This window comes from Dolichospermum sp. LEGE 00246 (genome assembly GCF_015207865.1).
Lineage (GTDB): Bacteria > Cyanobacteriota > Cyanobacteriia > Cyanobacteriales > Nostocaceae > Dolichospermum > Dolichospermum heterosporum.
Window position 1 is genome coordinate 1 of the sequence record NZ_JADEWA010000038.1, and the last position, 21,396, is coordinate 21,396.

At 38.8% G+C, this 21,396-nt stretch carries 23 protein-coding genes; 17 read left to right on the forward strand and 6 right to left on the reverse strand.

Annotated elements, in window-relative coordinates:
- Nucleotides 1-143 precede the first annotated feature (143 nt).
- Nucleotides 144-848, forward strand: coding sequence for a phosphoadenosine phosphosulfate reductase (gene cysH, locus IQ228_RS04465; RefSeq protein ID WP_027403528.1), 705 nt, complete (start codon nt 144-146; stop codon nt 846-848).
- A gap of 65 nt (nt 849-913) precedes the next feature.
- Nucleotides 914-2,164 (forward strand): exonuclease subunit SbcD, encoded by a 1,251-nt coding sequence (sbcD, locus tag IQ228_RS04470; protein WP_027403527.1) that lies wholly within the window; start codon nt 914-916, stop codon nt 2,162-2,164.
- A gap of 379 nt (nt 2,165-2,543) precedes the next feature.
- Here the strand turns inward: sbcD and IQ228_RS04475 are convergent, their stop codons facing one another.
- Nucleotides 2,544-5,735, reverse strand: a complete 3,192-nt coding sequence (locus IQ228_RS04475; protein WP_193962260.1) for a DEAD/DEAH box helicase — start codon at nt 5,733-5,735, stop codon at nt 2,544-2,546.
- Between the two features lie 725 nt (nt 5,736-6,460).
- On the opposite strand from IQ228_RS04475, the gene era reads away from it, so the two are divergent.
- Both era and IQ228_RS04485 read left to right on the forward strand, forming a co-directional pair.
- On the forward strand, nt 6,461-7,435 hold the full coding sequence (gene era, locus IQ228_RS04480; RefSeq protein ID WP_027403525.1) for a GTPase Era: 975 nt from the start codon (nt 6,461-6,463) through the stop codon (nt 7,433-7,435).
- A gap of 180 nt (nt 7,436-7,615) precedes the next feature.
- Nucleotides 7,616-8,122 carry a dihydrofolate reductase gene (locus IQ228_RS04485; protein ID WP_193962261.1) on the forward strand — a complete coding sequence of 169 codons (507 nt, stop codon included), beginning with the start codon at nt 7,616-7,618 and terminating at the stop codon, nt 8,120-8,122.
- A gap of 342 nt (nt 8,123-8,464) precedes the next feature.
- Here IQ228_RS04485 and IQ228_RS04490 read toward each other — a convergent pair whose 3' ends face one another.
- Nucleotides 8,465-9,265, reverse strand: a complete 801-nt coding sequence (locus IQ228_RS04490) for a tetratricopeptide repeat protein (protein ID WP_027403523.1) — start codon at nt 9,263-9,265, stop codon at nt 8,465-8,467.
- A 229-nt stretch (nt 9,266-9,494) separates the two neighbouring features.
- Between IQ228_RS04490 and IQ228_RS04495 the strand changes: the two genes are divergently transcribed.
- Nucleotides 9,495-9,794, forward strand: a complete 300-nt coding sequence (locus IQ228_RS04495) for a 30S ribosomal protein PSRP-3 (protein WP_015079494.1) — start codon at nt 9,495-9,497, stop codon at nt 9,792-9,794.
- Nucleotides 9,795-9,893: 99 nt separating this feature from the next.
- On the opposite strand, the gene IQ228_RS04500 is transcribed toward IQ228_RS04495, so the two are convergent.
- Nucleotides 9,894-10,223 (reverse strand): WD40 repeat domain-containing protein, encoded by a 330-nt coding sequence (locus tag IQ228_RS04500; protein ID WP_370566816.1) that lies wholly within the window; start codon nt 10,221-10,223, stop codon nt 9,894-9,896.
- Between the two features lie 285 nt (nt 10,224-10,508).
- Between IQ228_RS04500 and IQ228_RS04505 the strand changes: the two genes are divergently transcribed.
- Nucleotides 10,509-11,477: an orange carotenoid protein N-terminal domain-containing protein gene (locus IQ228_RS04505; RefSeq protein ID WP_027403521.1), complete on the forward strand. Its 969-nt coding sequence runs from the start codon at nt 10,509-10,511 to the stop codon at nt 11,475-11,477.
- Between the two features lie 174 nt (nt 11,478-11,651).
- Nucleotides 11,652-12,101 carry a DUF29 domain-containing protein gene (locus tag IQ228_RS04510; RefSeq protein WP_193962262.1) on the forward strand — a complete coding sequence of 150 codons (450 nt, stop codon included), beginning with the start codon at nt 11,652-11,654 and terminating at the stop codon, nt 12,099-12,101.
- 41 nt (nt 12,102-12,142) lie between these two features.
- Here the strand turns inward: IQ228_RS04510 and IQ228_RS04515 are convergent, their stop codons facing one another.
- The 3 genes from IQ228_RS04515 to gpmI all read right to left on the reverse strand — a co-directional run bounded on the left by IQ228_RS04515 (nt 12,143) and on the right by gpmI (nt 14,929).
- On the reverse strand, nt 12,143-12,907 hold the full coding sequence (locus tag IQ228_RS04515; protein ID WP_193962263.1) for a peptidase: 765 nt from the start codon (nt 12,905-12,907) through the stop codon (nt 12,143-12,145).
- 12 nt (nt 12,908-12,919) lie between these two features.
- A complete protein-coding gene (gene secG, locus IQ228_RS04520; RefSeq protein ID WP_027403518.1) occupies nt 12,920-13,153 on the reverse strand; it encodes a preprotein translocase subunit SecG in 234 nt (77 codons plus the stop codon).
- Nucleotides 13,154-13,330: 177 nt separating this feature from the next.
- A complete protein-coding gene (gpmI, locus tag IQ228_RS04525) occupies nt 13,331-14,929 on the reverse strand; it encodes a 2,3-bisphosphoglycerate-independent phosphoglycerate mutase (RefSeq protein ID WP_193962264.1) in 1,599 nt (532 codons plus the stop codon).
- A 587-nt stretch (nt 14,930-15,516) separates the two neighbouring features.
- Between gpmI and IQ228_RS04530 the strand changes: the two genes are divergently transcribed.
- The 10 genes from IQ228_RS04530 (at nt 15,517) to rplI (ending at nt 21,162) form a co-directional block, all read left to right on the forward strand.
- Nucleotides 15,517-17,214, forward strand: a complete 1,698-nt coding sequence (locus tag IQ228_RS04530) for an AarF/ABC1/UbiB kinase family protein (protein WP_193962265.1) — start codon at nt 15,517-15,519, stop codon at nt 17,212-17,214.
- A gap of 46 nt (nt 17,215-17,260) precedes the next feature.
- Nucleotides 17,261-17,641: a hypothetical protein gene (locus tag IQ228_RS04535; protein ID WP_027403515.1), complete on the forward strand. Its 381-nt coding sequence runs from the start codon at nt 17,261-17,263 to the stop codon at nt 17,639-17,641.
- A 205-nt stretch (nt 17,642-17,846) separates the two neighbouring features.
- Nucleotides 17,847-18,620, forward strand: a complete 774-nt coding sequence (gene gloB / locus IQ228_RS04540) for a hydroxyacylglutathione hydrolase (protein WP_027403514.1) — start codon at nt 17,847-17,849, stop codon at nt 18,618-18,620.
- 147 nt (nt 18,621-18,767) lie between these two features.
- Nucleotides 18,768-19,214, forward strand: a complete 447-nt coding sequence (locus IQ228_RS04545; RefSeq protein ID WP_027403513.1) for a DUF29 domain-containing protein — start codon at nt 18,768-18,770, stop codon at nt 19,212-19,214.
- Between the two features lie 95 nt (nt 19,215-19,309).
- Complete coding sequence (locus IQ228_RS04550) at nt 19,310-19,627, forward strand: hypothetical protein (RefSeq protein WP_027403512.1); 318 nt, start codon at nt 19,310-19,312, stop codon at nt 19,625-19,627.
- Between the two features lie 112 nt (nt 19,628-19,739).
- Nucleotides 19,740-19,889, forward strand: coding sequence for a hypothetical protein (locus tag IQ228_RS04555; RefSeq protein ID WP_193962266.1), 150 nt, complete (start codon nt 19,740-19,742; stop codon nt 19,887-19,889).
- 17 nt (nt 19,890-19,906) lie between these two features.
- Nucleotides 19,907-20,200: a hypothetical protein gene (locus IQ228_RS04560; protein ID WP_193962267.1), complete on the forward strand. Its 294-nt coding sequence runs from the start codon at nt 19,907-19,909 to the stop codon at nt 20,198-20,200.
- Nucleotides 20,193-20,351, forward strand: coding sequence for a type II toxin-antitoxin system RelE/ParE family toxin (locus IQ228_RS26420; protein ID WP_228043694.1), 159 nt, complete (start codon nt 20,193-20,195; stop codon nt 20,349-20,351). Before IQ228_RS04560 ends, IQ228_RS26420 begins: the two co-directional genes overlap by 8 nt.
- A 14-nt stretch (nt 20,352-20,365) precedes the next feature.
- Complete coding sequence (locus IQ228_RS26425) at nt 20,366-20,482, forward strand: hypothetical protein (RefSeq protein WP_228043695.1); 117 nt, start codon at nt 20,366-20,368, stop codon at nt 20,480-20,482.
- Between the two features lie 221 nt (nt 20,483-20,703).
- Nucleotides 20,704-21,162, forward strand: coding sequence for a 50S ribosomal protein L9 (gene rplI / locus IQ228_RS04570; protein ID WP_027403509.1), 459 nt, complete (start codon nt 20,704-20,706; stop codon nt 21,160-21,162).
- Nucleotides 21,163-21,396: the final 234 nt, after the last annotated feature.

Consider the following 21,396-nt stretch of genomic DNA (forward strand, 5'->3'; position numbering starts at 1 on the left):
GTTGGGGGAGTTGGGGGGGTGAGGGAGTTGGGAATCAATTTTCTCTCAAACCTATTTCCTCAATCATCGGCGGGGATATGTGCCTATATTCTTATAAGATTAGATTTAACAAAAGTAAAAAATCTTGGTTTTAGAGAAAGATCATGACAACTTCTATCGCCTTTGACTTAGCATCACTAAATAAGCAATTTGAAACTGCAACCCCTACAGAAATCCTAGCCTGGTCTGTACAGAACATCCCCACAGGATTAGTCCAAACTAGTGCCTTCAACGTTGATGACATCATCTTGACACACATTTTTTATAGCGAACTTCAGCATCCCGTTCCCGTTATTTTCCTAGATACCCTTTATCATTTCCCCCAAACCCTAGAATTGGTAGCTAAAGCCAAAGAAATCTACAACCTAGATTTAAAAACCTATAAAACCCCAGACGTAGATAGCCGTGAAGCCTTTGCTGCTAAATTTGGGGAAGCCCTTTGGGATACAGATATTACTAAATTCCACGACATTACCAAAATCGAGCCACTTCAACGCGGTTTAGACGAGCTTAATACAGTAGGTTGGATCACTGGTCGTCGTCGGGATCAAGCTGTTACTCGTGCTACCATGCCCGTATTTGAACTAGATGGTAAGGGAAGATTAAAAATTAACCCTCTAGCTACCTGGACTCGTAAGCAAAGCTGGGCGTATGTAGCTGAACATAAAGTAATTTACAACCCCCTTCATGATCAAGGTTATCCCAGTATTGGTGACGAACCTATTACCACTAAAGTCGGCGAAGGTGAAGACGAACGGGCTGGACGTTGGCGCGGAAGTGAAAAAACTGAGTGTGGAATTCACATTTAATCACACCACTAGATACCCGACTTCTTCAAGAAGTCGGGTATCTTAACCCTTACAACCAATAAACTATGAAAATTCTCCATCTTTCAGATATCCATATTGGTAGCGGTTTTTGCCACGGGCGCGTTAATCCAGCCACAGGTTTAAACACACGACTAGAGGATTTTGTGAAAACATTATCTTTGTGTATTGACCGAGCGATCGCTGATCATGTAGATTTAGTCCTGTTTGGTGGTGATGCCTTCCCTAATGCCACACCTGCACCCTATGTTCAAGAAGCCTTTGCTAATCAATTTCGCCGTTTAGTTGATGCAGATATCCCCACAGTCTTATTAGTGGGAAATCATGACCAACATTCCCAAGGTTTGGGAGGTGCAAGTTTAAATATTTATCGGACTTTGGGAGTACCAGGGTTTGTAGTTGGTGATACTTTAACGACTCATCGCCTTTCTACACAAAAAGGAGATGTACAAATCATTACTCTTCCTTGGTTAACTCGTTCCACTTTAATGACTCGTCAAGAAACTCAGGGTTCTTCTCTAGCAGAAGTTAATCAACTCCTCACAGACCGTTTAGAGGTAGTTATCGAAGGAGAAATTCGCCGTCTTGACCCCAATTTACCCACTGTGCTTTTAGCCCATTTAATGGCTGATAATGCCACTTTAGGTGCAGAACGATTATTAGCAGTCGGAAAAGGTTTTACCTTACCCTTATCTTTATTAACTCGACCATGTTTCGATTATGTGGCTTTAGGTCATGTTCACAAACATCAGAATTTAAATAAATCTAATGACCCACCAGTAATTTATCCTGGAAGTATTGAACGGGTAGATTTTAGTGAAGAAAAGGAAGACAAAGGTTATGTAATGATAGATTTGGAAAAAGGGAAAGTAAATTGGGAATTTTGTCCCTTACCCGTGCGAACATTTCGGACTATTGAGATAGATTTATCTAAACAAGATGATCCACAAAAAGCATTATTAAAAGGAATTGCTAAATATGATATTCAAGATAATGTAGTGCGACTCATTTATAAATTGCGGTCAGAACAATTAGATTTAATTGATAACTCTTCTCTACATCAAGCTTTAAGCACAGCGCACACTTACACCATTCAAGCCGAATTGGTGAGTCAGTTAGCAAAACCTCGTATTCCTGAATTAACCGCAAGTAGCAGTATTGACCCAATGTCAGCTTTAAAAACTTACTTAAATAATCGGGAAGATTTAAAAGAAATAATGCCCTCTATGTTAGAAGCAGCACAGAACTTATTAACAGATGATGAGGGAATTTGCTTAGTACCCCAAGGAGGGAAGTAGGGGCAAACCCCCTGTGGTTGCCCCAAATACCGGGGTAGGCACGGGGGCGCTACCCCTACATTAAATGCCTATCTTCTTATAAAATTAATTTTGCCTGCCTATTTATCAGCAATTCTCTAACCAATTTTGCTTATTTGATTAATGTGCCTATTTCTGTTTAAAATGTCTTTCTTAGGTGAGTTTATCTAGGGTTTGCTGATAGCGTAGCATGGCGTTAGCCTTACTCCTGATAGCGAAGCGTGGTGTTAGCCATACTCCTGAATGGGCGAAGGCCCTGCGCCCCTACCTCCTGATAGCGTAGCGTGGCGTTAGCCATACTCCTAGCCCTCACAGATAACTTTTTCAGCAACCCCTATCTATATTTTCTAGCATATATTTCTTAAAGTTCATCTTCTTCAATCACAGCATTCCGATCTAATATTAATAAGTTACGAAGTTGGTCTGTATCCATTTCTGTTAACCAATCTTCTCCTGCACCTACAACCTGTTCTGCTAGTTGTTTTTTGCTTTCAATCATATCATTTATTTTCTCTTCTAATGTTCCAGTACAGACGAATTTATGGACTTGAACATTGCGGGTCTGACCAATTCTAAATACTCTATCTGTGGCTTGATTTTCAACTGCGGGATTCCACCATCTATCAAAGTGAAAAACATGATTTGCCCTAGTTAAATTCAATCCCACACCACCAGCTTTTAACGATAAAATCATAATTGGTGGTCCTTGGGGGTCATGTTGGAATCTATCAATCATTTCCTCTCTTTGCTTTTTACTGGTACTACCATATAAAAAGAATATCTCTCGTTCTAATTTCTTTTCTAAATACGATTTTAACAACTTACCCCATTCAGCAAATTGTGTGAAAATTAAAGCCCTGTCTCCTTCTGCTAAAACCTCATCTAACATTTCCTCTAGTCGTTGTAATTTAGCAGAATGATGTTTCTCTAAAGTTGCTAATTTCAAATATTGGGAAGGATGATTACAAATTTGTTTTAGCTTCACTAATAACCCTAAAATCATGCCGCGACGTTGTAAACCTTCCGCAGATTCAATTTCTACTAAAGATTCATCTACTAATTGTTGATATAGTGTAGCTTGTTCAGAAGTTAATCCACAAAAAACTGTCATTTCTTGCTTTTCTGGCAAGTCTTGAATTATGTCTTTATCACTTTTTAATCGGCGTAAAATAAAAGGCTGAACCAATGAACGTAATTGATTTAAAGAAGCAGTATCACCATACTTTTCAATCGGCATAGCAAACCGTCTTTGGAAAAATTGTTTATTCCCTAAATAACCGGGATTCAAGAAATCTAAAATAGACCATAATTCTTGCAATCTATTTTCTACAGGTGTACCCGTTAAAGCAATGCGAAATGTCGTTTCTAATTGTCGCACTGCCTGTGATTGTTTCGCATCTGAATTTTTGACATTTTGGGCTTCGTCTAAAACAATTATCTGCCATTCAACTGCTTTTAATAATTTAATATCGCGGTGAATCAGTGAATAGCTAGTAATTACTATATCGTGTTTATTAACGGCTTCTGTAAACGCTTTACCTTTAGGACGTTTATCACCGTGATATTCCAAAACTTTGATTGTCGGGGCAAATTTTTTAACTTCTTTTTGCCAATTGCCCATAACTGAAGTAGGACAAACTAATAAAGTTGGTTTTTCTAGAATATTTTCTTCTTTGAGGTGAAGTAAAAAAGCGATAAATTGGATGGTTTTTCCTAATCCCATATCGTCTGCAAGACAAGCACCTAAACCCCAACGTTCTAAAAATGCTAACCAACCCGCACCTCTTTCTTGATAAGGACGTAATTCTCCCCGAAAACTTTGAGGTGTAGTTAAAGGTTGAATTTCCTGATTATTAGTTAATGCCCCAATTAATTCTGCCAAGGCACCGGAAGCTTCAAAACTGACAACAGGTAATTTCTCAATTACTTGGGTGTCTCCTTTACTAATGCGTAAAGCATCTTCTAAAGAAAGAGACATTTGTTCTTTGCGAGAACTAAAAAAGGTTTGGGCAGTTTTAATATCTTGGGGACGGAGTTCTACCCATTCACCATTAATTTCGACTAAGGGACTATTTAATTTTACCAGTTTATCAAACTGAACTTTAGAAATTGTTTGTCCACCAATTGCCAAATGCCATTGGAAATTTAATAAACTTTGTAAACCCAAACGTCCCGATTTTTCTTGAGGAGTTTCGGCACTAATTTTTAAGCCTAAACGATTTGCCCACCCTTCCCGATTTGCTAAACTAGGAGGTAAAATTACTCCTAACCCGCTATCTTCAAATCTCCAAGTTACAGCTTTGATAAATTCATAAGCTTGCATGGGGGTGAGGTGACAAAATTCGGGAGATGCAGTTTCTAAACTGGGGGTAATTATGGGATACAATCGAGAAGCTAAACCCAAACCTCGCAAAAATGTTTCTTGAGGTTGTGCAATTGTGCGATTTTGATAAACTAATGTATCTACAGGTTGATGCCAAATTGTCGCTGCGCCTATTAAAAACTCTGGGTTATCTGCTGCTTGCAGAAAATACTGCAAAATCCAATCTGGTTCTTCATTTTCTGGAGGAAGCAATTGAAAACAAGTTCTAAATAAAGCTTTGCCTGTAAGTTGATATTGTAATGGTAAAGTCCAAGCTTTTAAAGTAGTTTGTAACCGGTCTCCTCCTGCTGCATCAATTGTATTATTTGCATTAATTAATCCTTGTAACCATTGCTGTAATGTAGCAGGTAAAGACATCATCATTCTCGGTTCTAGGGGAGATTGAGAACTAAGCATTAACCGCAATTGATTATCTGTAACGTGATTGAGGAATGATAATATTAATTCTTGAGGTAATAATGGTAAATTAATGGCTATATTTTCGGTAGTCTGTTGATATGTTCGACAAGCTAAAGGCATTTGTGAAGAGAATTTCTCTAACCTTGTGACATCTATGGCACTATCTAAAAGTATCTGCCATTTGGCAATTAAATTACTATCTTGTTTGTCAACGGTTGGTAAAAATTTACAACGAGAAATTAAATCTAAATGCCATCTGTAAATATGTACCCAAAAATGAATATCTGCTCCTAATAAAGCCGCTTTATTATCGGTTGTACTCAGGGGTAATGATGAGAGAAATTGAATTGCTAATGCTGGAGTGAGACAAAAACCCTCAATTTTCCAAGGATGCAAATATTGTGAGGATGGAGAATCTATATCCACGCTGACAGAATGAACGGGAGAAATTGTCGTTAATTCTGATTTATTAATTCCTGAAAAATAAGTTGGTAAAGAAACTATTTGTGAATAAACAGGTAATTTTATTTCTGTTGGTGGTTTACTTTTAATTCTTTGTTTAGTAGTAGAAGATGGCTGAATTAAATTAGTAATTGATAAATTAGATAATTCTAACCATTCGTTTAATTCCACCGAGTCCATAGCCAAGGGATGTAAAGGAATCTCAGCAGATACTTCAGTATGCACCTGTGAAGAACGCCAAGTTTCTCCCCAAATAAAGAAATAACTATTTTGATGATTTATTACCCAAGTTCCGTGTAAAATTGCCATGTTTTAATATACTAAATAGGGTTTGCTGAATAAGTTGTCTGTGAAGGTAGGGAACAGTTTTAGCTATCAATAGTAACAAACACTAGTAGTTCGTCAAATTGATTTTGACAGGTAATAATCGGAAAAAACTTCTGTTCTTCCCTCCCCTGCCCCCCTGCCTCTCTTCTCCCCCTACTTGCCTTCACCCGTCATTTTCGGGTTGACAGACTACTAGAGGGTATTTTAAAACCTGTCGGCGATTATAAATCGCTACTATACCCAACACGGCTTAATTATTTGATTCTCCGGGTAGGGGTTTAGCAAAAGCTTAATAGTGTCAACTTAAGCTACAGATAGCTTATTTCTTTGGCTAACAGACCCACTATGAAATGAATTGCAGGGGGCTAATACACTACTTTATCCCTTGGGTCACGCTTACGCGAACAGGTGAGTCTGGGCTTCTCAACGACTCCTCTATGAGGACAGTAAAATTTGGCTCTATGCTTTTTATTATTTTCATAAATATGCAATAATTAATGTATCTCTAATTTAGGCGTTGGTGAATTGAAATATAAAAATAGAAAATATGGCTACGCCACGCCAGCTATCACAATTTCAAACTTTGCGTCTTTGCTCCTTTGTATCTTTGCGCGAAACATAATTTATACCGTCATTATGCAATCCCCTAAATTGAAAGAGAATTTCCCTCAAAGCTCAAAATAATCTATTAATCATAACTGTAAAAAATGCAAGTAGAATCACAAGTATCTGATATTGATAATAATATTTTTACTGATTTCGGTGGGGTGATGATTCCCCAAGCACCGGATGGATTTAAATCAGGTTTTATTGGCATTATCGGCAGAACTAATGTGGGTAAATCCACTTTGATGAATGAATTAGTTGGGCAAAAAATAGCTATTACTTCCCCCGTATCCCAAACTACTCGAAATCGCTTAAAGGGGATTTTAACTACGGAAACAGCCCAGTTGATTTTCGTGGATACGCCCGGTATTCATAAACCTCATCATCAATTAGGGGAAGTGTTGGTAAAAAATGCGAAAATTGCCATTGACTCGGTAGATGTGATATTATTTGTAGTTGATGGTACAGTTGCTTGTGGTCCAGGCGATCGCTATGTGGCAGAACTACTGATTAATAGTCAAACACCTGTAATTCTGGGGATTAATAAAATTGATCAACAACCGGAAGATGCCCAAAAAATAGATGATAGTTATATTCAATTAGCTGATACCTATCAATGGCAAAGTGTGAAATTTTCTGCTAAAACCGGCGCGGGATTATTGCAACTCCAAGATTTATTAATTAGTCATCTCGAACCAGGTCCATTTTACTATCCACCCGATTTAGTAACAGACCAGCCAGAACGGTTTATCATGGGTGAATTAATTCGAGAACAAATATTATTATTAACCCGTCAAGAAGTTCCCCACTCCGTAGCCATAGGCATTGATTTAGTCGAAGAAGCTCCAAAAATTACCCGTGTTCTCGCCACGATCCATGTTGAGAGAGATTCCCAAAAAGGTATTCTTATTGGTAAAGGGGGAACAATGCTCAAAGCTATTGGTAGTGAAGCTAGACAACAAATTCAAAAGCTAATTGCTGGGAAAGTTTACCTAGAATTATTTGTCAAAGTCCAACCCAAATGGCGACATTCACGGGTGCGTCTAGCAGAACTAGGTTATCGCATCGAAGAATAATATGAGGAATCAGGAAGTAGGGGCGCAGTCCCTGCGCCCATTCTAGTGTTATCCATATTTTTGATTTCAACTTTTTATCCATATTTTTGACTTCAACTTTTTATATCATTTACCCATAGTTTACGGTATCGTAAATTCTTACAATTACCTTCTCTGAAAAAACCAGAATATTATCAATTTATGCCGTTAATTAGTCTCATTGCTGCCATTTCTGAAAATCGAATTTTAGCAAACTCAGCCAGAAAACATATTCGTGCTGGTAATCCCTGGGATATTCCCAGTGATGAAATTTATTATCGGCAAAAGATCAGAAGACATCCTGTAATTATCGGGCGCAAAAGTTATTCTACCATGACTAAACCATTTCCCGATTGTACAACTATTGTTCTCACCAGAGATTCCAATTTTCAAGCCTTTGGTTGTGTCGTGTTGCATTCATTAACAGAAGCAATTGCATGGGCGAAAATGAGTGAAACAGAAGAGATATTTATCGCCGGTGGTGGACAGATTTATACTGAAGCAATCAAATTTGCCGATAAACTTTATTTAACTATTGTTGAAGGTAATTTTGTGGGAGACATATACTTTCCTGAATTTGTCGATTTTGGGAAAGTCACCAAAGAGAACAAGATGCAGGAAAATGGCTTTAAGTTTAATTTTGTGGAAATTGAAAAGTGCGTTAATTAGGTAACGCTACCTTCAATAATTGGCTAAGTAATGGGACACAATTAATACACAACTGATTTTTATGTTCTCTGTTCCTCGTTCCTAGTCTCTGACTAGGAATGCAGTTGATGAGGCTCTGCCTCTAATATCATTGAAGGCAGAGCCTTCTAGAATTCATTCCCAGTCAGAGACTAGGAATGAGATGACTTGAGTTCTTTGCGGGATAGAGGTTTTACGTTAAGTTGACACCAATGAAGCTCTTGCTTTACCCCTACGTTTAGAATCAAACAATCAAGCCGTTTTGAGTATAAAACCTCGCGGTAAGTGGGAAAATCAGGGGCTTTAGCCGCTGAGAGTGTCAATTTATTGTAATTTCAAAAATCTATCCAAAGCTGCTACCATACTTGGTGGCCAGCGACGGATATTCGTTACCCAATTCATATCCTTATAACGGGTATCTAGTCCATAAGCAGCTACCCAATTACTTTCTGCCTCTCCCTTATTTCCCCTCACCCAATAAGCGGCTGTTAAAGCGGCACGCATATCAGCAAATCGAGGATATTTACGGACTATATTCCGCATCTCGCGGACAGCTTTATCTGATTGATTAGTTTCATATAAAGCTAGGGCATAATTAGCTCTAGCAAAGGCAAAATTTGGGTTAATTTCTGTAGCTTTTTGGAAATCTAAAATCGCTTCTTGCCATTTCCCTAAACCTGTTTTAGCATTACCACGATTATTATAAGCCATAGCATCTTGAGGATCTAATTCTAATACACGATTATAATCAGCGATCGCCTCCTCCCATCGTCCCAAACCTTCCAACGCCGTCCCCCGATTCAAATAAGGATCTGTTACAGTAGGCGCAAGTTCTACAGCTTTGTTATAATCCATCAATGCGGATTGTAACTTATTCTGACTGACACGAGAATTACCGCGATTACTCCATGCTCCCGCATTAGTAGGAAATTTTTCAATAATTTCTGTCCAATAAGCCTCCGCCGTCACAAAATCGCCTTGATTCGTAGCAACAAAAGCCTTAGTCGCCAATTCATCCCCTACTTGCAACTCCTCGGCGGTGATAGGTTGAGATTCTGCCATAACTGGTGTATTCCAGCCAAAAACCAGTAATAGACTCAGAAAAATACCAATTAGTTTAATCATCTAACTCTGATGTGATATGCAACAAAATTAATGATATAGCAAATCATGAAACTCAGATTAAAAGAGGCTTTGACTCATTCCTCCCTCTTCCCTCTTCTTTCTTCATTCTGACTCCTCACAAAGAAGATTCCCAAATTTCTGCACTCATTGGTCAATTATTCAAACATTGAGTTAAAATAAGGGGTCGCAAACTTAGTAAGTAAAACCCGGATATTCCCCGGAGGTGTAATTGACCAAGTTCATTTTGAAAATTCTCTGGTTAGACGAAAACGTCGCCCTAGCAGTAGATCAGGTTGTCGGTAAAGGTTCTAGTCCCTTAACCAAATACTTTTTTTGGCCCAGAAATGATGCCTGGGAAGAGCTAAAAAAAGAGTTAGAATCCAAACACTGGATCACAGATGTTGACCGGGTAGAGTTGCTTAACAAAGCCACAGAAGTGATTAACTACTGGCAAGAAGAAGGCAGAAAACGCCCAATGGCAGAAGCACAGTTGAAATTTCCAGAGGTTGCCTTCACAGGTAGCGCCTGATTGTTTTAAATTGGTAATTGGTAGTGGGTAATTGGTGATTGGTCATGGGTAATTAAGTAAAATTATCACCTATCACCTATCACCAGTCCCCAGTCCCCATCATCTTCGCCACAATTTGATTGTCTTGTCCTTACTACCACTGATAATTAATCCCCCATCATCCCTCATAACAACGCTAGATACCGAGTCTGTATGACCGACAAGACTAGCAATTTCTGATTTTGTGCTGATTTGCCAAATTTTCACCGTTTTATCCCAACTGCCACTAATCAGCATTTCTCCATCAGCACTAAAAGCTACAGCCACCACTGACCAAGAATGACCTGAAAGTGTGCTAATTAATTCACCAGTGCTAACATCCCATAATTTGATTGTATTATCACCGCTACCAGTCGCCAACAAATTAGGATGAGTGGGACTAAAAGCCACTGTCAAAACTGCCCAAGTATGACCTTACTAATCTGTTTAATTAAACGATAACCTTCATTAATCAACACAATTTAGCTCCTAAATTCCTCTCTGCGCCTCTGCGCCTCTGCGTGAAAATAAATTCTTTACCATTGATTACCTATTTTGTCAATTCGTAATTTCTATTATTTACAAAAATTAAGATTTTCATTACATTACTTTCCATAAGACATAAGTTCATCATAAACATTTTTAACTGATGTCTTTACAAAGACTAGTAAACACATAACTTTGGAGATTCCGACTGTGGCTTTAACTATCCAGTCTGCTCAAACTATTTTTTCTAATACTCAAGTTCCTAGTCCTATTCCCGCAACCATAGCGTTATTTGATCAACTTAACGTTGATGATCAATTAGCCTATCTTTGGTATGCTTACACCGAAATGGGTAAAACCATTACCCCCGCAGCACCTGGAGTAGCACGCTTGCAACTAGCTGAAAGTTTGCTTACCCAAATTAAGCAAATGTCTCGTGAAGAGCAAACAAAAGTAATGCGAGATTTAGCCAGCCGTGCTGATACTCCTATTAGCCGTTCCTATGGTTTTTTCAGCGTTAATACCAAACTGGCTTTCTGGTTCGAGTTAGGAGAATTGATGAAACAAGGAATCATCGCTCCTATCCCCGTTGGTTATCAAATGTCTCCCGGTGTAAAATTTGTATTAGAAGCTACACAAAAACTTGATCAAGGTCAGCAAATCACCGTATTGCGGAATACCGTAGTAGATATGGGATTTGATACTTCTGATCTTGGCCCTAGCAGTTATCCTAAAGCAGCTACAGAACCTGCTTTCCAACGGACAAGTCCAGTTATTTCCTCCGTTAAAATTGACGGTATTACAGAACCTGCGGTTTTAGGCTACATTGAAGCCATGAATGCAGATAAATTTGATGATGCGATCGCACTATTCACTACCGACGGTGCGCTACAACCACCATTCCAAAAGCCAATTATTGGCCGGGAAGCGATCGCTAAATATATGCGCGAAGAAGCACAAGGACTAAACATGATGCCACAACAAGGTATCTGCGAAGTTCAACCAGACGGTTCTAAACAACTGAAAGTCACAGGAGTAGTACAAACTCCTTGGTTTGGTGTCACAGTTGGAATGAACATTTCCTGGCGGTTTTTAATCAATCCCGATGGAAAAATCTTCTTCGTAGCCATTGATATGCTTGCATCTCCTCAAGAACTCATGAACCTACGTCGAGTGTAATCAAATCATGAGGCTGTCGAAAATCAAATTCACTTGCAATTTCCACAGCCTCGCAATAATAGAGTCAAAGCTATTGACACCGACCAAAAAATTTGTTATCATAAAACCGACGAGGAAGAACCATCTCAGTCGTATAAGCGCAACTAATCAAGTCTTAGGCTAAGTCAGCAAATAATGAAAACAGCTATTGAGATCAACAAATTATATGAGTCTAATTACTCACAATGGCTAGATGAGACAATTAAAAACCTCAAATCTCGTCAATTGGGAGATATTGACTATGATCACTTAATAGAAGAGTTAGAAGAATTGGCGAAAACCGAAAAAAGACGAGTGAGAAGTTTATTAGAACAGATTATTAGACACTTATTACTTTATCAAAATTGGCATATAGAAAAGCCCAGAAATGCTAACCATTGGGCAGCGGAAATTATTAGTTTTCGTAATCAAATTAACGAAGAATTAGCCACTAACTTACGCAATCATTTAGCGGAAAATATCAATATCATTTACAGCAATGCCTTAGATTATGTTAAAGCCAAAACCAAACTAACCAACTTACCAGAAATTTGTCCTTACACCTTAGATCAGATTTTAGATAAAAACTGGTTGCCTTCATCTTGAAATCTTACCTTTGCGCCTTTGCGCCTTTGCGTGAGATAAACTCAATTCTGCCCCAAACTAGTAGATTGTTCATAAACCCGTTTTAAAGTATTTACATCTCTGACAGAAATCAACGGCGGTTTGCGAACTTGAGAAAAATACATAGTATCAGTATTTAGAAGACTATGACCCCAAATGCCCAAAGCATGACCAACTTCATGACGGGCTGCTGATAGTACATATTCACCAGTTTGACTAGGACTCAGCAGAATTGTAAACCGGTGAGATAAAATATTATTTTCAGTATATAAATTATAAGTAGTTAAAGCCGAACGCGATCGCAGTATCTTACCATTAGGTTCACGTTGCAAAGGTGGCGCTTTGCGAGAGATTGTAATATCAGCAATAGCCGATTTTTCCACTATTTGTAAAGGTAAATAAATACTCCATTCTTGCACTGCTTGAGAAACACTATTAACCCATATTTGCGATTGCTTTTCATTAAGATCAGTTGGTGTTTCTATCTTCACTTTCACCGGAAACCGTGACCAAATTAAATAACCAACTTTCGTAGATTTAATTTGATCAAAATAATCTCCACTATTCATTTTATCTTGCCATTGTGCCAGAGTCGGTGGTAAAGGATGGGTTTTTTGGATAAATTGGGAGTTTCTTCCCTGTTCCCTCACACCAGCATTTACTTGAAAGTTAGTCAAAACAACCAGCAGTCCTGTACTTATTGCTAAAGTCAGAACTGCTGCTTGTAGTGAGCGAAGTCGAACTATTAATCTTCGCCAAAAGTTTTGATTTTGGGTGATTTTTCCCATTTTCAGTTTCAATTATTTGGGCAACCAATTAGCACTTAAAACCACAGTTAAACCCATAAAAACTACAACTAATGCCCAAGTAACTCGATTTAAAGTATTTTCGGCACTTTTGGTACTGCTAAATAATTGTGCTTGTCCACCAATAGCCCCAATGCCATCACCTTTAGGACTATGTAACAAAACGAGAATAATCAAACTGAGTGCAGAAAATGCCCAAATGCCTTGAATAATGTTAGTAATTGCCATATTAGAAATGTTGGTTATCAAAAGTTATCAATTTTGTAGCTAAATTAGCGGTTATAAACCGCGTCTACACAGGCAAAACCCACCGTCGTGGGTTTCAAAATCTTGATTTTTCTTGAGTCCGCGCAGGCGGACTTTGATTGTGTAGCCGCGACTTCTAGTCGCCAGGGCTTTACGATTTTACAACCCTACTTGTACAGGAGTACGAGTTAGTTGTAAATCATATTCTGCGGCTTTAAGTAATGATCGCCCTGTCATTTCTTGTGGTTGGGATATTTGTAAAATATCCAGAATAGTCGGGGCAATATCGGCTAATTTGCCATCATTTCTTAATTCCACATTTGTTCCATATCCGGGTATTTTGGCTTTTTCGCCTTCTACCAAAATTAAAGGAACTGGGTTAGTAGTATGGGCTGTCCAAGGATGACCGCCTTCATCTAGCATATACTCAGCATTGCCATGATCAGCAGTAATAATTGCTGTACCACCTGCTTTACCAATAGCATCAATGAGACGACCTAAACATTTATCTACTGCTTCAATAGCTGTGACTGTCGCTGGAATTTGTCCTGTATGCCCTACCATGTCTGGGTTAGCATAGTTCATTACAACTAGGGAATAGATACCCTTTCTGATGGCAGTGATCGCCACATCTGTCACAGCTTGTGCTGACATCGCCGGGGTTTGATCATAAGTATCCACCATTGGACTACTGACTAATTCCCGATCTTCCCCCTTACAGGGATCTTCTAGTCCCCCATTAAAGAAATAAGTAACATGAGCGTATTTTTCAGTTTCAGCCGTTCTAAACTGTTTTAACCCGCGATTAGCGATAACTTCACCCAGAATATTACTCAGATTTTGCGGTGCGAAAGCCACAGAAACTGGCAATTCTGGATCATACTGGGTAAAAGTTACAAAAGAAAGTGGTTGAATTGGCTGTCTTTCAAAACCGTTAAAAGTTTGACTAACAAAGGCTTGAGTTAGTTCTCTAGCGCGGTCGGGGCGGAAATTGAAAAATATCACCCCATCACCAGATTCTACCGCGCCCGGTTGCAACCGGACTGGGAGAACAAACTCATCGGTTACACCTTTCGCGTAAGCTGCTTGCAATACCTCTACAGCCGTGAGTCCATTGCCCGCATTATCTGTTGTTATTACATCGTAGGCGCGTTGGACTCGATCCCAACGGTTATCACGATCCATTGCATAAAAGCGACCACTAATAGTAGTGATTCCACCGATGCCAACATGATCTATATAGTCTTCCAACTGCTGGATGACTTGGATAGCATCTGTCGGTTTGGTGTCACGACCATCAGTAATGGCGTGAATACAAACTTGTGAAAGTTGCTGTTCCTTCGCTAAATCAAGTAATCCAAATAGATGAGTAATATGGGAATGCACCCCCCCATCAGAACAAAGCCCCACTAGATGTAACTTGCCATTAGCAGAACGGACTTCCTGGCAAATTTTGACAAGGGCTGGGTTTGCGGCTAAAGAACCGTCTTCTACAGCATCTGAGATCCGTACCAATTCTTGGGGTACGACTCGACCAGCGCCAATGTTCAAATGACCAACTTCCGAGTTGCCCATTTGACCTTCTGGCAACCCTACGGCTTTTCCTGATGTGCGAATGAGGGTGTGGGGATAGACTGCCCATAAACTGTCCATAATCGGAGTTTTGGCAGCGGCAATCGCGTTTCCTCGCGTTTCCTCACAGTAGCCCCATCCATCTAGAATGACTAGCACCACAGGAGCAACAGGTGCTTTGGTCATAGTAAAATCGCCCTTTACTTTTTGTAATACTCGAATGATACCATTGCTAACCAATTATGGAGTTTAAATTCAGCAGGAAAAAATCTTAAATTCCAAATTTTGTTGACCTACTGATACCAAATATTTGAGACAACGCTTGCGAAATGCCATTTAAGTTTTATAGTTTTAGCGATCGCTTGGGGTTTTCTCCGCCTCTGAATGGATTGTGTTAATATTGACAGAGGTAGCACTGAAATTAAGCTCTGCCTTCAGTCCCTGTGGTGCAACTTCTGAGAGTCAAGTATCCCGTGCAGCGGTACAAACTATGGGATTGGGGTCTTGTGTTAGTTGTTGACGAATATCGGGGTCTTAAGAAAAGATAAAATACCTCAAATACACACAAAAAGTTTGTACTTTTATAAAGTATAATTAAGAAAAAGATAAATAAATCTAGCTAAAATAGGCTTATTTCAGCACCTATTGCGCCTAGATCCGGTTAAAGTTTCTTTCTAAACTAAAAAGTACCATTTTCTTGTGCCAACAACTAAGTTAGCATTCAGGATCAAAGCGACGATGTAAAATTCCCTGTTGAAGAGGCAAATAAAGGCGTGGGTCAGTATCAATCTGATGAATTAAAGCAGTATAATCCAGAGGCACTGCCCTGGGCGAGCGGAGCGAACGCTCGTTACTTTCGTTACCGTCCTTGGTTAGTCTGGGGACGACTACTGAGAATAATCTGGTCTTTTGCCGGATTTATATTCAGTCTCAAATGGGACGACTGGCAAGACCAGGTGGAGGAAAATCAGGGGAAACGCGCTACCCAGTTGCGAACCCTACTCACCAATCTAGGTCCGACATTTATTAAAGTCGGTCAAGCCCTCTCGACTCGTCCCGACTTAATCCGCAAGGACTTCTTAGCAGAACTAATCAAGTTACAAGACCAGTTACCACCTTTTGATAATGATCTGGCATATCAGATTATTGAAACAGAATTAAATCGCTCAATTGGCGAAATCTTTCGGGAACTTTCCCCTCAACCCGTAGCAGCAGCTAGTTTGGGTCAAGTCTACCGGGGTCGGTTACTCAGTGGCGAGGAAGTGGCAGTTAAAGTACAACGCCCTAACCTCCGCCCATTACTGATAAAAGACCTATATCTCATGCGTTGGGTTGCCAGTTGGCTTGCTCCCTGGCTACCCCTGAATCTCGGTCACGATTTAACTTTAATTGTGGACGAGTTTGGCACAAAGCTATTTGAGGAAATTGATTATATCAATGAAGGTCGCAATGCGGAAAAATTTGCCCATAACTTCCGTGATGACCCCCAGGTAAAAATTCCCTGTATTTACTGGAATTATACCAGCACTCATGTTTTAACTCTAGAATGGATCAACGGTTTTAAACTCACAGATACTGAAAAGATTCAATCTGTTGGTTTAGACCCAGGAGCCATCATTCAAATAGGTGTAACTACTGGTTTACAACAACTATTAGAGCATGGGTTTTTTCATGCCGATCCTCATCCGGGAAATTTGTTCGCTATGCCCGATGGTCGCATGGCTTACATTGATTTTGGCATGATGGATCAATTGGAGGAAACCACTAAGGAAAGTTTAGTTGATGCTTTAGTACATTTGGTAAATAAGGATTACGTCGATTTAGCGGAAGATTTTGTCAAATTAGGCTTTTTGGCACCAAATACTAATATTACCCCTATTGTTCCCGCATTAGAAGCAGTATTAGGAAATGCTATTGGTAAAAATGTCCAAGATTTCAACTTCAAAACCATTACCGATGAGTTCTCGGAATTGATGTATGAATATCCTTTCCGTGTGCCAGCAAAGTTTGCTTTGATTATTCGTTCTTTGGTGACACAAGAAGGGATTGCCCTCAGTCTTAACCCTAATTTCAAAATTGTGGAAGTGGGTTATCCCTATATCGCTCGGCGGTTATTAAATGGGGAATCTCCCGCATTACGGCGACGGCTATTGAATGTGTTGTTTAAAAATGGTAAATTTCAATGGCAAAGGTTAGAAAATCTGATTAAGATTGCTCGCACCGATAGCCATTTTGATGTTTTACCAACGGCGAAAATGGGGTTGGAATTCATCCTTTCCGAAGAGGGTAAATTTCTCCGTCGTCAGTTGGTCTTAGCTATCACTGAAGATGACCGTTTGCACACAGAAGAAGTCCAACGTCTGTGGGATTTGGTCAAGGATGATTTACCACCAAATCGTTTACTTAATGTCGCCATTAGCCTGTTGACCGAGTTCTCAAAAGAAGGTGTAGCAGCTATTTTAGCTAAATAATCTGTTACCAAATAAAAACGAATTTTAATAACAACCAGGAGTTTGAATGTACTATTACCCTCTGCAACCGCCTTACTTTTTACTATTAGTTGGTTTTTTCACGGCTTTAACTTCTGGGTTAGCTTTATCTGGGACATTAAAGGTAATTGTCCAGCAATGGCCACAAGATAAATCTCCTAAGGAAAAGACTAATACCCGTTCTTTTTATAAACAATTGTTAGTGCCATTTATTGGTATTACTGGTGGTTCTTGCTTATTTCTTTGTTCTGGTTTCGAGATATTTGGTTTTCCTACGGGCATGGCTTTAAGTATAGGTTTACCACTGAGTCTGTTAACTTGCTTCTTTGTTTGGCGGCAGTTGGGAGGTTTACTCGATTATGTTAAGAGGGAAGGAATGCAATCTTTAGATTTAGATTCTTGGTCTTAGCCATATCATTAGGGCGCAGACCCTGCGCCCCTACATTAATTAAATATATTGTCTGAATCAGGATTTTAGGATTAACAGGATGAAGAAATAAATTGTCTGAATCAGGATGTCCAGGATTTAATGATTAACAGGATGAAAATAGATATCTTATTACCAATTACCAATTACCAATTACCAATCATAATTTTTATAGGGAGAAAAGCTAATGCAAATCATTCGTTTGCCGGTACTTGCTGACAATTATATATTTTTACTGCATGATCCAGTGCGGAATATTGCGGCTGTTGTTGATCCGGCGGAAGCACAACCAGTTTTAGATGAATTGAGAAAAATTAATGCTCAGTTAGTGGCAATTTTTAATACCCATCATCATGGTGATCATGTGGGTGGGAATACACAATTAATGAAAGCATTTCCTGATGTGAAAGTTTATGGAGGTGCGGAAGACAGGGGGAGGATTCCGGGACAACAGGTATTTTTACAGGAAGGCGATCGCATCCAATTTAGCGATCGCACTGCTAATATATTCTTTGTACCTGGACATACTCGCGCTCACATTGCTTACTATTTCCCCCCAGCAAGTCCAGGAGAGCCTGGAGAATTGTTCTGTGGTGATACATTGTTTGCGGGGGGTTGCGGTCGTTTATTTGAAGGTACACCGGGGCAAATGGTAGATTCTTTAAGTAAACTCCGGTCCTTACCTGATCATACTCGCGTTTGGTGCGCCCACGAATACACTTTAAGCAATTTGCGATTTGCTGTAACTGTAGATGCTGAAAATGCAGATTTACAAAAACGCTACCAAGATGTTAAAGCTCAACGGGATAAATTAGAACCGACAGTTCCATCAATTTTAGGAGTTGAAAAACTCACCAATCCTTTTTTACGTTGGGAAGAACCATCTCTACAAGCAACAGCAAAGAGTGATAATGGAATCCAAACCTTTGCCCGAATTCGCGGAATGAAGGATAATTTTTAATTATTTTGATAATTTTTGTAGGGGTGGGTTTTCCCCCATCCTCGATTGTATTATATCCAAACGATAACTATATTAAAAATTAGCGATAGAATAAAGATCATTCTTATCAATATGTTAAAAAAGTCAAGTCAGCAGTAGATAAACTTTATGAATAAGACATCAGTAAAAAATCTCTACGATCAAGATTTTTATCTTTGGGTTGAGGATACCGTTAGTAAGTTAAAAGCAAGAGACAATGAGCATTTAGATTGGGATAATTTAATTGAAGAGGTGGAATCTTTGGGTAAAAGTCAGCGCAAAACAGTGCGGAGTTTTCTGGTGCGCTTATTAGAACATTTATTAAAGCGGTGTTATGTACCAATGTCCGACTGTTATCGGGGTTGGGAAATTGAAATCAGGAATTTTCGGCAACGGTTACAAATTGAATTAGAAGATTCACCGAGTTTGAAAGGTTTTGTTTTAGAAGTTCTGGACAAAAGCTATGAAATGGCTTTAGAAAATGTGAGAGATGGTTATCCTGATGTTTATTTTTCTGATATTTCTCCATTTCCTAGTAATATAGATGCTTTGTTAAATGAGAAGTTTTGGGGGTGATTTACATTGTAATATTGTAATTGTCATTTATCAATTTTCTTATAATTTACTTAGAAAAGTAAATTTATATTCATCTTATTAAGAGGTGTAAAAACATGACTGAAACTAAATCTCATAAAGTGGTACGTCGAGGCAGATTATTTCCTGAAATTCAGTGGACAGAAGACAGAATAAATCTATATAGAAGTGACCTAGAAACTCATCATCAGCGCTGTAGAGAGGTTTTTGAAAAATTGCAACCAGAGTTGATCAAAATTCATTATGACTGGTTTATGGCAGTTGATTCAGAAAGTGGAGATTATTTCGTTGATAAAGATGAAGAAGTTGTTACTCAAATGTTTTTCCAAAAACATCCAAATGCTATACCCTTTATTTTTGTGATTAATGAAACTGGAGTAGCTGGTAGGATATGATTCTAGGAGATTTTGGAAGTGATGGAGAGATTTTGTGGGAAATTGATTTAAGTAGGTTGGCGTGGAAAATTGTCGTTATGGCAAGGCAAAAGGCAAGAGGCAAGAGGCAAGAGTGAAGAGGGTTTGGGCGATTTTACGTTTCTTTACACAGTTTGGTTTTATTGTGTTCACCTACTTAATTACTGCTGATGATTTAGAATTACCAGTAACAGCAATGTTAGATACTGGAAAACAGACTCAGATAACAGTACAATGTAAATAGCTTTACCCATGATTTCTATGACATTAACAGAAATTTTATCCTCACTACAAAAATTATCTCACCAAGAAAAAATCAAAGCCATTCAATTTTTAGCCACAGAATTAGCTCAAGAAGTGCAAAATTTAGCAACAGAATCACTTGAGTATGGTGAGATAGATACAGAATTAAATTTTCAGCGTCTTAGTCAAAAAGACATGATTGAAGAAAGCAAATCTGCTTTAGAAACCTACCGTCGCACAGGTTCAGGAGTCAAACATGAACAAGTCCAAAAATGGGCAAATAGTTTAACAATTCATAACAATAATGTCTGAGATAGTTTGGACGGAAACTGCTACGAATGACTTAAATCGTCATTATGATTTTATAGCACTTAGTAATGCTGATGCAGCAGTCCGCGCAGTACAAGCAATTGTTTCTTCAGGGGAAGTCTACAACAAAATCCTCGTCGCGGTGGGATTGTAGATGAAATAGTAGGATTGCGAAAGCTTGTAGTTGCTTTTGGTAAGTATGGATTTATAATTCACTACGTTATTCTTGAGGATGATGTAATTATTTTACGTATATATCATGGACGAGAGAATAGACCTATTTAGTTAATTGCAAGATTGCAAGTGTTAGCTTACGCTTTCCTGTATCTGTGGAAAATATTGCTTTTTTTAAATTTCTAGCATTTAGAGTTGCGATCGCTCCCCAAATTTCGCTACAATGTCGAGGCTGTGGGTACGTTAAAAGTCGCTGAGGATCAAGCTACACTTTTATGAGCCACCCTGCGACACCCAAATAACTAAGATTTTACCAAGAAAAGCGAAAAACAATGGCGAAACGTGTGCAATTAGTTTTAACAAAAGACGTTACCAAGCTGGGAAAACTCGGCGATTTGGTAGAAGTAGCTCCCGGTTATGCTCGTAACTACCTCATTCCCCAGAGTTTAGCCGCTCGTGCTACACCTGGATTACTCAAACAAGTAGAACGCAGACGCGAGAAAGAATATCAAAGACAATTAGAACTCAAACAACAAGCAACTGAGCAAAAAACAGCTTTAGAAAATATTGCTGGTTTAAAAATTGCCAAGCAAGTTGGGGAAAATGAAGCTATTTTCGGTACTGTTACTACTCAAGATGTAGCAGATGCTATTAAAGCCGCAGCTAGTCTAGAAATAGATCGTCGTGGTATTACCATTCCCGATATCAGCCAATTGGGTACTTACAAAGCTGAAATCAAACTCCATGCTGAAGTAACAGCAGAAATTAACATTGAAGTCGTCTCTAACTAATACAATTTTGGATTTTAGATTTTAGATTTTAGATTGACTTGAGCAACTCAGCCAACAGCCTGTCAGTTTTGGATTTTAGATTTTAGATTAGCAACTAAGCCAAGACCTTGTAAATTTTGGATTTTAGACGTATCCTCAAATAAACTTGGCGGATGCGAACATTTTTGGATTTTCAATCTTTAATCCAAAATCCAAAATTTAAAATCTAAAATTCGGATGCGGACATTTTTGAAT